The sequence below is a fragment of the Marinobacter fuscus genome, assembly GCF_003007675.1.
GTDB classification, from domain to species: domain Bacteria; phylum Pseudomonadota; class Gammaproteobacteria; order Pseudomonadales; family Oleiphilaceae; genus Marinobacter; species Marinobacter fuscus.
The window spans coordinates 163,629-178,947 of record NZ_PXNP01000104.1 but is presented as its reverse complement, the minus strand read 5'-3'; the positions used below and the strand labels follow the sequence as shown (position 1 = coordinate 178,947).

15 protein-coding genes are annotated in these 15,319 nt (G+C 57.9%); 5 read left to right on the top strand and 10 right to left on the bottom strand.

The genetic code is table 11. The features are described from left to right. Nucleotides 1-88: 88 nt before the first annotated feature. The 6 genes from argE to coaBC form a co-directional block, all read right to left on the bottom strand. Nucleotides 89-1,258, bottom strand: coding sequence for an acetylornithine deacetylase (gene argE / locus C7H09_RS16520; RefSeq protein WP_106764774.1), 1,170 nt, complete (start codon nucleotides 1,256-1,258; stop codon nucleotides 89-91). A gap of 20 nt (nucleotides 1,259-1,278) precedes the next feature. Continuing rightward, nucleotides 1,279-2,520, bottom strand: a complete 1,242-nt coding sequence (locus C7H09_RS16515; RefSeq protein WP_106764773.1) for an acetylornithine deacetylase — start codon at nucleotides 2,518-2,520, stop codon at nucleotides 1,279-1,281. Nucleotides 2,521-2,543: 23 nt separating this feature from the next. Then, complete coding sequence (argB, locus tag C7H09_RS16510) at nucleotides 2,544-3,440, bottom strand: acetylglutamate kinase (protein ID WP_106764771.1); 897 nt, start codon at nucleotides 3,438-3,440, stop codon at nucleotides 2,544-2,546. Between the two features lie 34 nt (nucleotides 3,441-3,474). Next, complete coding sequence (locus tag C7H09_RS20455; protein WP_106764769.1) at nucleotides 3,475-6,126, bottom strand: phosphomannomutase/phosphoglucomutase; 2,652 nt, start codon at nucleotides 6,124-6,126, stop codon at nucleotides 3,475-3,477. Between the two features lie 78 nt (nucleotides 6,127-6,204). After that, complete coding sequence (gene dut, locus C7H09_RS16500; RefSeq protein WP_106764767.1) at nucleotides 6,205-6,666, bottom strand: dUTP diphosphatase; 462 nt, start codon at nucleotides 6,664-6,666, stop codon at nucleotides 6,205-6,207. Then, entirely contained in the window at nucleotides 6,663-7,877 is a 1,215-nt protein-coding gene (coaBC, locus tag C7H09_RS16495) for a bifunctional phosphopantothenoylcysteine decarboxylase/phosphopantothenate--cysteine ligase CoaBC (RefSeq protein ID WP_106764765.1), read from the bottom strand. Before coaBC ends, dut begins: the two co-directional genes overlap by 4 nt. Nucleotides 7,878-8,059: 182 nt before the next feature. Here coaBC and radC point away from each other — a divergent pair, with 182 nt between their 5' ends. From radC to rpmG, 3 genes are all read left to right on the top strand, one after another. After that, nucleotides 8,060-8,734 (top strand): RadC family protein, encoded by a 675-nt coding sequence (radC, locus tag C7H09_RS16490; protein ID WP_106764763.1) that lies wholly within the window; start codon nucleotides 8,060-8,062, stop codon nucleotides 8,732-8,734. A 220-nt stretch (nucleotides 8,735-8,954) separates the two neighbouring features. Further along, a complete protein-coding gene (rpmB, locus tag C7H09_RS16485) occupies nucleotides 8,955-9,191 on the top strand; it encodes a 50S ribosomal protein L28 (RefSeq protein ID WP_106764761.1) in 237 nt (78 codons plus the stop codon). An 11-nt stretch (nucleotides 9,192-9,202) separates the two neighbouring features. Continuing rightward, entirely contained in the window at nucleotides 9,203-9,358 is a 156-nt protein-coding gene (gene rpmG / locus C7H09_RS16480) for a 50S ribosomal protein L33 (protein WP_106764759.1), read from the top strand. 279 nt (nucleotides 9,359-9,637) lie between these two features. Here rpmG and C7H09_RS16475 read toward each other — a convergent pair whose 3' ends face one another. The 3 genes from C7H09_RS16475 to C7H09_RS16465 all read right to left on the bottom strand — a co-directional run bounded on the left by C7H09_RS16475 (nucleotide 9,638) and on the right by C7H09_RS16465 (nucleotide 11,951). Beyond that, complete coding sequence (locus C7H09_RS16475) at nucleotides 9,638-10,498, bottom strand: endonuclease/exonuclease/phosphatase family protein (RefSeq protein WP_106764757.1); 861 nt, start codon at nucleotides 10,496-10,498, stop codon at nucleotides 9,638-9,640. 52 nt (nucleotides 10,499-10,550) lie between these two features. Then, the gene (locus tag C7H09_RS16470) at nucleotides 10,551-11,183 is read right to left on the bottom strand and encodes a thiol:disulfide interchange protein DsbA/DsbL (RefSeq protein ID WP_106764755.1); all 633 of its coding nucleotides are present in this window, start codon (nucleotides 11,181-11,183) and stop codon (nucleotides 10,551-10,553) included. 159 nt (nucleotides 11,184-11,342) lie between these two features. Next, nucleotides 11,343-11,951, bottom strand: coding sequence for a c-type cytochrome (locus tag C7H09_RS16465; protein WP_106764753.1), 609 nt, complete (start codon nucleotides 11,949-11,951; stop codon nucleotides 11,343-11,345). A gap of 183 nt (nucleotides 11,952-12,134) precedes the next feature. Here C7H09_RS16465 and yihA point away from each other — a divergent pair, with 183 nt between their 5' ends. Further along, nucleotides 12,135-12,764 (top strand): ribosome biogenesis GTP-binding protein YihA/YsxC, encoded by a 630-nt coding sequence (yihA, locus tag C7H09_RS16460; RefSeq protein WP_106764750.1) that lies wholly within the window; start codon nucleotides 12,135-12,137, stop codon nucleotides 12,762-12,764. Between the two features lie 205 nt (nucleotides 12,765-12,969). Here the strand turns inward: yihA and C7H09_RS16455 are convergent, their stop codons facing one another. Beyond that, nucleotides 12,970-13,629, bottom strand: a complete 660-nt coding sequence (locus C7H09_RS16455; protein ID WP_106764748.1) for a TetR/AcrR family transcriptional regulator — start codon at nucleotides 13,627-13,629, stop codon at nucleotides 12,970-12,972. A gap of 191 nt (nucleotides 13,630-13,820) precedes the next feature. Here C7H09_RS16455 and C7H09_RS16450 point away from each other — a divergent pair, with 191 nt between their 5' ends. Beyond that, complete coding sequence (locus C7H09_RS16450; RefSeq protein WP_106764746.1) at nucleotides 13,821-15,266, top strand: coniferyl aldehyde dehydrogenase; 1,446 nt, start codon at nucleotides 13,821-13,823, stop codon at nucleotides 15,264-15,266. Nucleotides 15,267-15,319 lie beyond the last annotated feature (53 nt).

Sequence of the window (15,319 nt, the reverse complement as noted above, 5' to 3'; positions counted from 1 at the left end):
GGCTCGATTCGCGCCATCCCTGGCGCTCAACGGTTTTAGAAGAGCATCCAGGCCAACCTCTCGTGCAACCTGTTTCTGACTTCAAATACTAAAGACAAAACTCCTTGATCAGGCCTTTAAGAATATCCACAGTGGGCTGCAGTTGATCCAGCGCCAGATATTCATCGGGCTGATGGGCCTGGTCGATAGATCCCGGGCCCATCACCAGGGTTTCCAGCCCGAGCTTTTGCAACCAGGGGGCTTCAGTGGCGAAGGCCACGGCGTGGGCGGTGTGGCCGGTGAGTTTTTCACAGGCTTTGACCAGAGCCGCGTCGGCCGGTGTCTCGAACGGGGGGACGCCATCAAACAGCGGCTCGAAAGTCAGTTTCAGCTCGCGCTGGTCGGCCAGTGGCTGCATCCGGTTGAGAATGGCCTGGCGCAGGCTGGCCATGTCCATGCCGGGCAAGGGGCGCAAGTCGAAATGCAGCTCGCACTGGGCGCAAATGCGGTTGGGGTTGTCGCCGCCGTGGATACAGCCCAGGTTCAGGGTGGGCACCTGCACTTCGAAGTTGGGGTTGCGGTATTTCTGCTGCCATTCGCTACGCAGTGCCAGCAACTCACCAAGCGCCTGGTGCATGCCTTCCAGGGCGTTGTTACCAAGCGCCGGGTTGGAGGAGTGGCCGGATTGGCCGTCGAACCGGAGCCGCTCCATCATGATGCCCTTGTGCATCCGCACCGGTTTCAGACCGGTGGGTTCTCCGATGACGGCATACCGGGCTTTGGGTTTACCGGCCTCGGCCAACGCCCGAGCACCGTTCATGGAGCTTTCTTCATCGGCGGTGGCGAGGATGATCAGGGGCTTTTGCAGGGGTTGGCCCACAAAGGCTCGGGCGGCTTCAATGGCCAGTGGAAAAAAGCCTTTCATATCGCAGGTGCCCAGGCCATACCAGCGATTGTCTTTTTCCGTCAGGGTGAAAGGATCGCTTTGCCAGCGTTTGTCGTCGAAGGGAACCGTATCGGTGTGGCCGGAGAGCACCAGACCACCCGGGCCACTGCCGAGGGTGGCGATCAGGTTGCATTTGCCGGGCATGCCCGGCACTTCCAGGATTTCCACGGTAAACCCAAGAGGTTCAAGCCACTCCGCGAGAGTTCGCACCACCGCTTCGTTGCTGTGATCCCAGTCCGGCGATGCGCTGCTGATCGACGGCAGCGAGATCAATTTGGTGAGCATCTCCCGGATGCCCGGATTCTGCGAGCTTCTGCCTGAATTTGCTATCACCTGCGCCTCCTGTGCTGGCGCTATTCCGGGCGGCCCCGGCGCCAGACTTCAAAGTGTGTAATGGCCCGTTTCAGAATCGGATAGGCAACTTCTCCGCCAGCCACGGTGCGGGCGATTTCCAGATCCCGCTCCCCCACGCTGGCCAATCGGCCTTCTACCTGGTTGTCGTTGGACAGCGTTACCCGCACCCGACGGTTCAGCCAGTCATTGGCGGTCTCAAGGCTCTGAGCGTACCACTGCTCCACGCCCGGGTCTTCCGGTGGCGCCACCGGGGTAAGGGCCCTGGGCAGAGGCTCAGGTGCCTCGGGCTGTATTTCCGTCAGATAGACATCAGGTACCCGGGCGCCGTTGTAAAGCAAGTCCGCGCCTGGTGCGTTGCCAGCGCTACTGTGTACGGGAATGCCCAGGGTCGGGCTGGCTGGCCGGAAACTTCCCGACAGCTCGCCGCCTTCCGTTAGCCACTGGCGGTATAGCGCCAGCAGCTGGGGGCTGGCCTGCCAGCCGCGTTCCCGCAGCCCGCGATCCAGTACGGCCACGGCCTTGCCTGCCCAGCTACTGACATCCTGCCCTGTCTCCCGGGCACAGTAGGCAGACAGGCGGCGCATCAACCCGGCATCCCGGAGTGTCAGCTGCACCGGCCGGGAGCTGATACCGGAAAGCGATAGCGGGTTGTTTACCCTCAGCCGGGCATCCGGCCAGACCAGTTCGAGACTGCCGGTTTCCCGGGTATTGAGTTCCAGACGCAGGGTTTCAGGGCTTTGGTGCAGAGTGAAATCACCACGAATACCGGCAATCCCCATGCGCATGAGGTCACCGCTACCCAGCTGCTGCCGGGGATCCGGCGCGCAAGCCAGGCCGACCAGCGGGCCCCGTGTAGTCTCGTCCGGCCCGGCGGTTACCCAGTTGCGGAACATGGTAGGTTCAAGCTCAAGGCTTACACCCTCAGCGGCCAGATTCCAGGTTGCAGGCAACCGGCCCGGCTCCAACAGCGTGGTAAGCAGTGTCACCGGCGAGCCTGCATCAAACTCAAGCAGCCGGAAGGCCACCGGCTGGGTCAGGCGGAAGTCCTGCCAGTTGGGTTGCTCCAGGAAAATTCGGCCATCCAGAGACGAGCCGATGCTGCCCCGGTTCAGAACACCATATTCAGACAACCCGGCTCTCGCCCCGGCCAGGCGCTGATCCAGCAACCACCAGGCGCTGGCTTTGTAGGCGGCAAACGCCACCAGGCCGGTGATAACGAGGAAAGACAACAGGCGCTTCATCCGGCAACTCCCGGCCAGGTGGATCAGTTACGGGAAATCAGGGTACCGACACCCTCGTCGGTAAAGATTTCCAGCAGGCAGGCATGGGCCACCCGTCCGTCGATAATGTGAGCAGTGCGCACACCGTTTTCGACAGCGCTCAGGGCACAACGGATTTTTGGCAACATGCCGCCGTGGATGGTGCCATCCTCAATCAGCCCGTTGACTTGCTGGGTAGTCAGACCCGTGAGCACCTTGTCCTCTTTACTCTTTAATCCGGACACGTTAGTCAGCAGAATCAACTTTTCCGCTTTCATGGCTTCTGCCACCTTGCCCGCCACCAGGTCTGCGTTGATGTTGTAGGAGGCGCCATCCGGTCCTACCCCAATGGGCGCGATCACCGGAATCACGTTGCTGCGGGTCAGCATATCAATCACGTCGACATTCACACTGGCTACATCACCGACATGGCCAATATCAACAATTTCGGTACGTTCGACTTCCGGTGAGCGATTCACCACTTCCAGCTTGCGGGCCCGGATCAGGTTGGCGTCTTTGCCGGTCAGGCCCACAGCGGTGCCGCCATGGGCGTTGATCAGCGAGACAATTTCTTTATTCACCTGGCCTCCGAGCACCATTTCAACCACATCCATGGTTTCGGCGTCGGTCACTCGCATACCATTTACGAATCGGGACTGGATATTCAACCGCTCCAGCAATTCACCAATCTGAGGGCCACCACCATGAACCACGATGGGATTCAGGCCCACCAGTTTCATCAACACCACATCCCGGGCGAAACTGCTTTTCAGGTCTTCATTCTCCATGGCGTTACCGCCATATTTGATGACCACGGTTTTTCCGGTAAAGCGTTGGATATAGGGCAGCCCCCGGCTCAGTACCGAGGCCACCTGCATTGCAGTTTCACGATCCAGGGCCATGATGTTCTGTCAGTCCTTGCATTGAAAAAGTGGGTCAGAAGGTAGCAACCAGATCCGGTGCTACTTTCTGGAGTTGCTCCCGGAACACGGCTTTTATCCGTTCCAGGGCGGCTTCGTTCTCGGCTTCAAAACGCAGCACCAGTACCGGCGTGGTGTTGGATGCACGGCACAACCCCCAGCCATCCGCGTAATCTACGCGGATGCCGTCGATGGTGCTGATGCTGCCGTCACCAAATTCGGCCTGCTCACCGAGCTGCTCAATAATGGCGAACTTCTCTTTCTCGGTCACCTCCACATTCAGTTCAGGCGTGCTGATGTCTTCCGGAAAATCTTCGAAGACCTCGTCGGCATGGCGATCTTCAATACCGAGAATTTCCAGCAGGCGAGCGGCAGAATAGAGGCCATCGTCGAAGCCGTACCAGCGTTCGCCGAAGAAGATATGGCCACTCATCTCGCCAGCCAGCAAAGCGCCGGTTTCTTTCATCTTGGCCTTCATCAGCGAGTGACCGGTTTTCCACATGATCGGCCGCCCGCCAGCCTCGGAAATCACGCTGGCCAGCCTGCGGCTGCATTTGACGTCGTACAGCACGTCGGCACCCGGATTGCGTGAAACCACATCCCGGGCGAAGAGCATCATCAAACGGTCTGGCCAGATAATCTTGCCAGTGTTAGTCACCACACCCAGGCGGTCGCCGTCTCCGTCAAACGCCAGGCCGATATCGGCTCCGGTTTCCTGCACTCGGGCAATCAGATCGCGCAGGTTGTCCGGTTTGCCAGGGTCCGGGTGGTGATTGGGGAAGTTGCCGTCAATGTCACAATACAGCGGAGTCACATCGCAGCCCAGCTCTTCCACCAGCATCGGGCCAAGCTCACCGGCAATGCCGTTACCGGCATCCAGCACCACTTTCAGCGGAGCCGCCACTGCAATATCGCCGACAATCCTGTCCAGGTAGGCACGACGCACATCGTCCCGACTCTGGCTACCCTGGCCGGATGTAAAGTCGGCATTCTGAATGCGTTGATACAACTTCTGAATGGCGTCACCGGACAGCGTCTCGCCACCAAGCATGATTTTCAGGCCATTATAATCCGCCGGGTTGTGGCTGCCGGTTACCATAACACCGGAGCCGGTCTGCAGATGGTGGGTGGCAAAGTAGAGCACCGGTGTTGGAATGGCGCCGAGATATATAACATTGCAACCCGTGGCCATAATGCCACGCCCAAGGGCCTCTGACAGCTCCGGGCTCGAATGGCGGCCATCGTAGCCGATGCACAGATCGGTAATACCAAGACTCGCCGCCTCGGAACCAATCGCTCGGCCGATGACTTCCACCACGTCGCGGGACAGGGTCTGCCCGACAATGCCCCGTATATCGTAGGCACGGAAGATTTCCGGCTCCACCGTCACACTGGGCATGACGGTTTCCTGCACGTCGGGGATATCCCCCTCAAACAGAGAGTCGTCGGAGCTGCCGAAACCCAGGACATCCTCATCGCCATCCAGCATGTCGATATCAAGCACGTCTTTGTCCTGAAACAGAGGCTCGTCGGCAGCCGCCGCTGGTTTGCCCGGAGTTGGCGCAGCCCTGGGCGCCGGTGCTGCTGTTGCCGATACTTTTGAAACCCGCTTTTCCACTGCCTGAGACATCCGGAACAGCACCTCGCCCGTGGAGGCAACGAGATCCCAATGCATGGTGGGCAGCTTCATCTTTTCGCCACTGAACACCTTATGCGCCCACTGCACCAGCGCGGCGACATCTTTGCGAATGCTCCGTTGGGCACCACTCAGCAGGAACCAGACAACAATCGCGGCAATCAGCAGGGGAAAACCAACCAGCAAACCCAGCAGCACCGTGTTCACCGGGGGCTCGGGCACTCTGGCTGGCTGGTAACTCACCGTCCAGTCGGGGTTCAGCAGGGTACGGGTTTGCACATCGCCACTGCCGCTACCCGAACTGACAACCGTTCTGCTGGTGCCGGCGACGGTCTGCACCAACGCAAGCTGTCCGCCAAGCTGCGGGTTATTAACGCTCAGCAGGGGGCGGATATGAGAGGCGTCAAACACCACCAGTACGCTGCCAACAACTGCGTTGCTGACCGGATGCCGAACTGCGCCGGCGAACTGAAGGTACCATTGGTTGTCTCTGGGGAAGGCGTCAGGCAGCAACGACTGGCCACTCTCCGCACGCCGGGCCAGCTCCAGCCCGGCAAAACCGAGCAAACTGCCCTCGGCACCGGTTCTGGGAATTTCCCGGTACGGGAAGACAAACACCCGAGCTGCGCCGGGTATCGCCGCCTGCAGTTGCTCGGCCAGTGATTCTACCCCCGCCCGCTGTTGCAGGGCGTTGGCAATGTAGCGCTGACTCGCCATCGCCTGCACCTGAGCCTGCAAGGCGCCAAGCGACTGATCCAGGCGCGTTTTGGCACTGTCTGCCTCTACCTTTACGGCTTCACGGAAACTGGCCTGAGCCGCAGGCTGCAGCGCAAGAAAATAAGCCAGAGCAACCGCCGCAGCTGTCGCCAGAATCACAACCAGAGCCTGATTGACAGCCACGCTGCCGAGCTTTTTCAGACCGGAGGCGCCGGGCTCTTTGTCGGCCTTGGCCGGTTTGCGCTTCTTACCCGATTTTTTTTCCGGCAGTTCCTCACCAGACGCCGCGTTGGTTTTTTTCTTGGCGAATTTCATAGTACATCCCGCAAATATGTAGAACCCGGATTATTCGTTATCCGCTGAGTATAGACGCCCGTGCGCCGACGAGCGCTGTTAATGACTTCCGGTCGACCCGAAACCACCGGCGCCACGGTCACTGGCTGCGAACTCGGAAACCACCTCGAAGTCGGCCTGAACCACCGGCACCAAAACCATCTGCGCAATACGCTCACCGATTTCAACCGTGAACTCTGTCTGGCCGCGGTTCCAGCAAGACACCATCAGCTCACCCTGGTAATCGGAATCAATCAGCCCCACCAGATTGCCGAGGACGATCCCGTGCTTATGGCCCAGCCCACTGCGGGGGAGAATCATCGCGGCCAGATTCGAATCGGCAAGGTGGACAGACAGGCCGGTGGGTATCAGAAAGGTTTCTCCCGGCTTCAGTGTCAGGGGTTCTTTCAGAGCGGCTCGCAGATCCAGGCCAGCTGAACCCTCGGTGGCATAGGCCGGAAATGGAATATCGGTGCCAATCCGGTCATCCAGAACGCGCACTTGAAACTGTCGCTTACTCATACTGTTGCTGTCCTGCTGATATGTTCTGCAATCAACGCCATCAGGCGGTTCGCAATGGTTTGCTTGCTGTCTGGCCCTATCGATTCACTGCCGCCCGGCCAGAATACGGTGACCGCATTCCGGTCACTGCTGAAACCAAGGCCCGGTATCGACACATCGTTGGCAACGATCATATTGAGCTTCTTGCGTTTCATCTTGTCGGCGGCATACCTGGCCACGTCGGTGGTTTCCGCGGCAAAGCCTACGGTGAAAGGCGGCTTGTCCCGGGCAGCGATAGTCGCCAGGGTATCCGGATTACGCACCAGGGACAGGCTCATGGTGTCACTGGCCTTTTTGATCTTCTGGTCGACGAACTGTTCCGGCCGATAGTCAGCCACCGCAGCGCTGGCAATGAAGATGTCGCAGCCTTCGTCTACGGCGGCACTTGCGGTATTCAGCATCTCCTGCGCGGTGGTCACGCCTCGCACCTGCACCCCCCGGGGAGCTGGCAAAGACACTGGCCCACTGACAAGGACAACCTCGGCACCGGCCAACGCGGCAGCCATCGCCACGGCATAGCCCATTTTTCCGGAGCTGTGATTGGTAATGTAGCGCACCGGGTCAATCGGCTCCCGGGTGGGGCCAGCGGTGATCACAACACGCCTTCCCGCCAGCACTCCGCCCGCAGCCTGTGGACTGGCACCCAGAACCCGTTCTGCCAGCGCCTCCGGCTCCAGCATGCGCCCCGGCCCGTTATCACCACAGGCCTGTTCACCACGATCAGGCCCCCAGATACTGATCTGCGGGTCGTCCTGCAGCAGTTGGATGTTCCTTTGGGTGCGGGCGTTGCTCCACATGGCCTGGTTCATGGCGGGCGCTACCGCAATCGGAACTTCGGTGGCACAACACACCGTTGTTAACAGGTCGTCAGCCATACCATGGGTCAACCGGGCCAGGAAATCCGCCGACGCCGGCGCTATAACCACCTGATCCGCCCACTTGGCCAACTCGATGTGCCCCATGCCCGCTTCGGCTTCCGGATCCAGCAACGACGTACGCACAGGCTCACCGCTGAGCGCCTGGAAGGTCAGCGGGGTGACAAAGGCTTCAGCACCCGCTGTCATCACCACGCGAACTTCACAACCGGCCTTCTTCAGCAACCGAACCAGCTCGGCACTTTTGTAAGCCGCAATGCCACCGGTAATCCCCAACAATATTCGTCTGGCCGCCATGCAGGCTCCGTTATCCACTGAAAAAAAAGAGTTATAAGATAGCATGCCCGGGGCACACGGGCAGCCTGCAGGCATCGACATTCGTTTACCGAATGTTACCTTTTGGAGTAACCTTTGTAATTTCGAGAACCCGATGCCGGAAGCATCGTTCCCTAATTTGCTTGATCGCAAGGAAGCATACTATGACCACTGACCCCTGGCCCTCAGACGAGCGGCCCAGAGAGCGCTTACTCGCCCACGGCGCCCAATCCCTGTCAGACGCCGAGCTGCTCGCTATCTTTCTGCGCACCGGCACCACCGGAATGCCGGTAATGGCACTATCCCGTTATCTGATCGAAGAATTTTCCGGCTTGCGGGGGCTGATGACCGCCTCGCAGGGAAAGTTCTGCCGGGTAAAAGGGCTTGGCTCGGCGAAATATGCCCAGGTTCAGGCGGCCATGGAAATGGCCCGGAGGGTGATGGATGAGCCCCTGCGCCAGGGCGACCCGCTGCGTTCTCCCGAGGACACCCGGCGATTTCTGACCAGTCGCCTGGGCACCTACCCCCATGAAGTTTTTGCCGGGCTGTTCCTGGACAACCGGCATCGGGTAATCCAGTACCGAGAACTGTTCCGGGGCACCATCGATGGCGCTGCCGTCTATCCCCGGGAAGTCGTGCGCCAGGCTCTGGAGGACAACGCTGCAGCGGTCATTTTTGCCCACAACCACCCGTCCGGCGTGGCCGAACCCAGCCAGGCAGACATTTCTCTGACCCGAAGACTGAAAGAAGCACTCGGCCTGGTGGATATCAGGGTTCTTGACCATATGGTAGTGGGCCACGGTGAGGTAATATCCCTGGCTGAAAGAGGGTTGATGTAGTTATTTTCCGGGGACGCCCCCAAAACTGGCCAAATTCCCAACAATTTTTTGCGTTGGCCCGTCAGTTCTGGTATAAAAGCGTCCCTTTCTGGCGGCGTCTGGCGAGCAGCGTTCTGTTTCAGAAGCGCACACCGGCAGCAGGTATGGCTCCGGAGCAACCAGAGACGCATTTAAAACGAATTCGTATTGATAGAGACCATTGCTCAGGTCGGAGGCAAGTATGTCCAGAGTTTGTCAGGTTACCGGTAAGCGCCCGATAACCGGTAATAATGTATCCCACGCGATGAACCACACTCGTCGTCGTTTTCTGCCGAATCTGCAGAACCACCGCTTCTGGGTTGAGTCCGAGAAGCGCTTCGTGAAGCTGCGCGTATCCACCAAGGGTATGCGCATCATCGACAAAAAAGGCATTGACGCTGTGCTGGCCGATCTTCGTGCCCGCGGCGAGAAAGTTTAAGGAGCCGCATCATGCGCGAGAAAATCAAGCTGGTATCTTCAGCAGGCACTGGTCACTTCTACACGACCAACAAAAACAAGCGTAACACCCCGGAAAAGATTGCAATCAAGAAGTACGATCCGGTGGTTCGCAAGCACGTTGAGTACAAGGAAGCCAAGATCAAGTAATTGATCCGGTTTCACACAAAAAACCCGGCCTGGCCGGGTTTTTTTGTATCTGGCGCGCACTACCGACTTATATTCACCCAGCTTCACACAGGGCATGGACCGTTGTTGAAGCGCCCGCCCACCCGCTCGGGGTTCGCCATAACGCCTCACGAACCAGGCCAGGCGATTTGATCGCCCACCAGAATCCATAGACTTCTAAGCATACGTCTCAGGCATGAAGCTACAAGCGCCATAGCCAAAAGCTTAGCGCATTAAGACAGGTGATAAAGGCAGGAACCGTTAGAAGGTCTCGAGGTAGCCTCTGGGCAAGGCAATATCCAGCGCAATTGGAAGGTGATCAGACACCGGATAGCTCACCACGCCAGATTGGCGAATCTCCAGAGAGGGGCTGACCAGTATATGATCCAACGCCTTTTCGGGGCGCCAGCTGGGAAAACTATGGGCGGTGTCCGGGAGGGGCACCAGGTCACTGTTACGCAGCGGTGTCCGCGTTAACAATTGTTCCGCATGAGCATTCATATCCCCCATCAGCACCACATGTCGATACTCGCTGATCAACTCCTGGATAAAACCCAACTGCCGCTGCTGGGCCGTTTTGCTGAGTGACAGGTGCATCAGCACCAACACCAGAGGATCTTCTTTCAGGCCATAGCGGGCCACAATGGCGCCACGGCCCGGTATCAGCCCGGGCAACTTGTGCTCGGTCACATCCAGCGGCCGAAAGCGGCTGAGCAGACCATTGCTATGCTGGGCAATTTGCCCAAGATTACGATTAAGCTGCTGATACCAGTAAGGAATCCCGGCAGCCTCGGCAAGATACTGAACCTGGTTGATGTAGCCACTGCGCAGACTGCCGCCATCACACTCCTGCAAGGCAACCACATCGTACTGGCTGAGCAGGGTAGCGATCCGATCCAGGTTTTCAAACCGTCGCCGATGCGGCAGCACATGCTGCCAACTGCGGGTGAAGTAGTGACGGTACGACGAAGTGTTGATGCCGACCTGAATGTTGAACGTCAGCAAACGGATGTGTCGGTGGGGCTCGAAGTCCGGAACATGTTCGCTGCCCGAACAGGAGCCCCGGGAATTCTCCCGGGCTTTGAGAATGCCGTCCAGCTGATTACGGATTCGCTTATACATGGCCTGAGGCTTCCTGTTCAGCAATGTATGGCGCCATTACCCGGGGCCGGATTTACCGGGCAGTCTCGAGCTCTTTTTCTGCCAGGTACTCAACAACTTTCAGAACATTTTCGTGGCTGCCGGTCATGGACGCGCTCACCACGTACTTGCCATTTACCAGCATAGCCGGTGTTCCGGTGATGCGCGCACCCCTGATTTTCGCTTGGGCCTGCTGCACTTTAGCGCGCACACCAAAACTCTTGTAGGCCTCCAGGAACTGGTCGGCATCGACACCATAGCCCGCCACGAAGTCTGCCAGCGCCTCCGGACTGTTCAGCGGCCGACGCTCACCGGCCAGCGCCTCGAACAGGGCGTCGTGCACCTTGTCCAGTTCTCCCATGGCATCCAGTGCATAGAATGCGTAAGCATGCGGCTCCCAACTCTTACCCAGAGCCGCCGGAAGATGAACATACTGGATATAGTCCGGCGCCTGCGCCTTCCAGGCCTCGGCAATGGGTTTGAAACTGTAACAATGGGGGCAGCCATACCAGAACACTTCCGCCACTTCCACACCGGTGTCCGAGGCGGTACGTACCGGGGTGTCCAGCACCTTATAGTGTGTACCGGCCACCCAGGTCTGGGCAAAGGCACCGGCCGAAAACAGTGACAACAACAGCAGAGCACTAGCCAAAACAGGTCTGATCATCGAAGATCTCCGAGGCGTAAATGGATTTTAGACAAAGTATGACCCGAGCAAGGCAAAAAGTTCCACTGCGGGACATCAGCAAAGAATTACCGATAAGTAAGACAGCCAAAGCGCAAAAACCCCGCCGAGGCGGGGTTTTCAGAGACCAGCAGGGTCGGATCAGTTCAATCCAGACGCGTAGCTGGCCACCGCTTCGATTTCCGCATCGGTCAGCTTGGAGGCTACGTCCATCATGATGGCAGCGTTACTGCCAACCGCCCGCTCACCGGCACGGTAGGCCTTCAGCTGCTTGGCCAGGTATTCCGCTGTCTGGCCACCCAGTGCCGGATAACCTGCTGGCTCGTTGCCGATACCTTTCGGGTTATGACAACCCGCACAAGCCGGAACGCCCGAGGCCATGTTGCCACCGCGATACAGTGCCTGCCCCGCCTCAACCAGATCAGGGTTAGCCTGACCAACCACCATGTCCTTGCTGTTGTAATAGGCCGCCAGGTTCTGCAGATCCTGATCCGACATGGCCGTCAGCAGACCGGTCATTTCCGGAATCGCGCGGTCACCCGACTTGATGTCAACCAGCTGGTTGTACAAATATTTCTCACCCAGCCCGGACAGCTTGGGGTAAGTCCCCATAATGGGCTTGGCACCGTCCTGGCCATGACAGCCAGCACATACTGCTGCGTTCTGTTCACCTGCTGCCGGATCCCCTGCCCCGTGAGCCATAGCTGTAAGGCCTACTCCGAGAACAACTCCTGCGATCAGTCTTTTCATGCTCGCTCCGCTTCTCTCATCTTTGCATCTTGAAAGTATTCTTCGTTGTGCAGCCGGCCAGGCACTGAGTGAACAGGCGCACAACCGGGGCTGACAGCGGTAACGCGCAGCGTCCCGCCGGAAATTGGTGTAGCATTATACATTAATCGCCGATAACTGAAATCCAAAGGAAAGCCTACCGTCGTGGACTCTGATCTGACTCAAAAAAGCATCTCCTTCAATAGTGCACGATTCCTGATCAGTGCATCCCGGCTCGACGAATGCCTGCCGGACCATGGCGCGGAAGTCGCCTTCGCGGGCCGTTCCAACGCTGGCAAATCCAGTGCGTTGAACGCCATCACCGCCAATGGAAAGCTGGCCCGAACCAGTAAAACCCCGGGGCGAACCCGGCTGATCAATTTCTTCAGCCTGAACCGCGAGAATGCCCGGCTGGTGGATCTTCCCGGCTACGGCTACGCCAAAGTCTCCCGCGACATGAAAGACGACTGGCAACAGCATCTGGGCCACTACCTGAACGACCGGCGCTGCCTGCGGGGCCTGGTGCTGGTGATGGATATCCGGCATCCACTGACCGAGTTCGACCAAATGATGGTGGAATGGTGCGAACATAACCAGTTGCCGCTGATGATTCTTGCCACCAAGGCCGACAAACTGAAATTTGGACAAGCCAAAACCAGCATGTTGGAAATCGCGAAAAAGCTTAAGGACTATCAGTGCGTGGAGCATCTGATCATGTTCTCGTCGACTGCCAAGCGGGGCGTCGACGACTGCAGACAGGCACTGGCCAACTGGCTGGACGCACCCGAAAACTAAGCAAAAAAGCCAGCCGTGAACGAATCCGGCTGGCAAATCGTCAGGGTTTGCGACGTGCAAAAGCCTCTGCATGGCAGAGGCCGAAAACCCGAGATTACTCTCAGGAGATGCAAGGAATGTCCGATGTTCCCGCACCTTACAGCTTTGACGTAATCTCTCCGAAAAAGTTCACAGGGCGATCATAATTTGACCAGCGAAGCTGTCATCACCCATTCTGGCACGCCAGTGCCGGCCGGTACTTCTCCCGCAAGGTCAGCACCCGCTCCCGATACTCGGGCGTCAGATAGGGCAGCTCCAGTGTCAGCACCTGATAGATGCCCTGCTTGAGTTCCCTCAACGACAGCTCCGGGGCCTGCCCGGAGGCATGGGCAGTTTTAAGGAATGCCATCCAGTTGGTAATCACCAACCAGACGTTCAGTGACATGGCAGACCGCAGCGCGTCGGGCTGAGCCTCGATAATGCCCGCCTCCGCCAGTTTGCTGAATATCCGCCCAATCGACACCAAACAACGATCAGTGAACGCCCGATACCCCAAGCGCAGGCGGGGATCGCTATCCAGCAACGATTCCAGATCACGATGAAAAAACCGGTAACTCCACAACCCGTCAAAAACAGATTCCAGATAAAAAGCCAGATCATCCAGAGTCATGGGCCGGTCTTCCGGAATATCCAGATAATAATCAACAAGCTTTTCATATTCCTGAAAAATTTCGTAAACGATGTCGGACTTGTTGCGGAAATGGTAATAAAGGTTGCCGGGGGAAATCGCCAGGTGCGCCGCGATGTGATTGGTGGTGATATTACGCTCACCCCTTTCGTTGAACAGCTCCAGGCTGCTGAGCAGGATCTTGTCTCGGGTTTTCATGGTAGTGCAGACACGTGTTGATATCTGGATCACAGATGGCCCGAAGAGCCATCCCGGGTTTCTTGACTGCCTAGAGTATATACTCTAATAATGATGGTCAGTGCAAATACCGGGGAATTACTCCCCGATAACCAGCGTCTCAGACAACAACAGACCACTGCGGCCCGGGGCTGGCAGTGAGGAGGATTACGATGGCTGCCACGGTCGTCCAGCTCACCGAGAGCAAAAAGCAGATCCAGCATACGCACCAGGTTTTCGATACCCAGAAGCAGGCCTTCCGGAATAACCCCATGCCCTCACTGCTTGAGCGCAAGGAAAACCTCAATCGCCTGAAACGGGCACTGCTGGCCAACAAGGATCGCCTGGTAGACGCCATTGACCGCGACTTCACCTGCCGCTCGAAAGACGAATCCCTGATTGCCGAGATCATGCCATCCATTCAGGGCATCAACTACACCCTGAAACATCTGAGCGGCTGGATGAAACCCTCCAAACGCCATGTATCCATACTGTTTCAGCCTGCCAGCAACAAAGTGTCGTATCAGCCCAAGGGAGTGGTGGGCGTGATCGTACCCTGGAACTATCCACTGTATCTGGCGGTGGGGCCGCTGGTGGCATCGCTGGCCGCTGGCAACCGCACCATGATCAAGATGTCGGAATTTACGCCGCACACGTCCGCATTGTTCAAAGAGATCATCGACTCGATCTTTGCCGAAGACCTTGTTTCTGTGATTACCGGCGAAGCCGACGTAGCCGCCGATTTTTCCGAGCGCCCCTTCGACCACCTGCTGTTTACCGGCTCCACCTCCGTGGGCAAACTGGTGATGAGTGCCGCCGCCCGCAACCTGACACCGGTTACGCTTGAGCTTGGCGGCAAGTCTCCCGCAATCATCTCGCCAGACGTTCCTATGGCGGATGCCGCCGAGCGAATCGCCTTCGGCAAGGCATTTAATGCCGGGCAAACCTGCGTGGCACCGGACTACGTGCTTTGCCCGACCGACCGGATACAGGCCTTTGTAGACGATTTCCGCGCCCGTTTTACTGAAATGTATCCGGGCCTGAAAGACAACAACGATTACACGGCAATTATCAACGAACGGCAATATGAACGCCTGCAGAGCTATCTGGAGGATGCGCTAGCCAAGGGGGCAGAGCTGATTGAGCTCAATACCGCCAATGAAAACATGAAAGACAGCACCCGCAAACTACCGCTGACACTGGTACTGAATACCACCCCGGATATGAAAGTAATGCAGGATGAAATCTTCGGCCCCATTCTGCCGGTGGTCGGCTACAACAGCCTCGACGAGGCAATCCACTACATCAACGACCGTGCCCGGCCGCTGGCGCTGTATTTCTTCGGCTACGACAAGGATCAGCAACAGCACGTGGTCAACAATACCCACTCCGGGGGCATGTGCATTAACGACTCCCTGATGCATGTGGCTCAGGACGACCTGCCCTTCGGCGGTGTAGGTGATTCCGGGATGGGGCATTACCACGGTAAGGAAGGGTTCCTGACGTTCTCTCACCACCGGGCGATCTTCGCCAAGCAAAAATTCAACAGCGGCAAGCTGGTTTACGCACCTTACGGCAAAGCCGTGCATAAGCTGGTGTACAAACTATTCATTCGCTGACCCGGCAACAAGCACGTACCCGGCCCGGGTGACGACCCTCGTTGCCCGGCCTA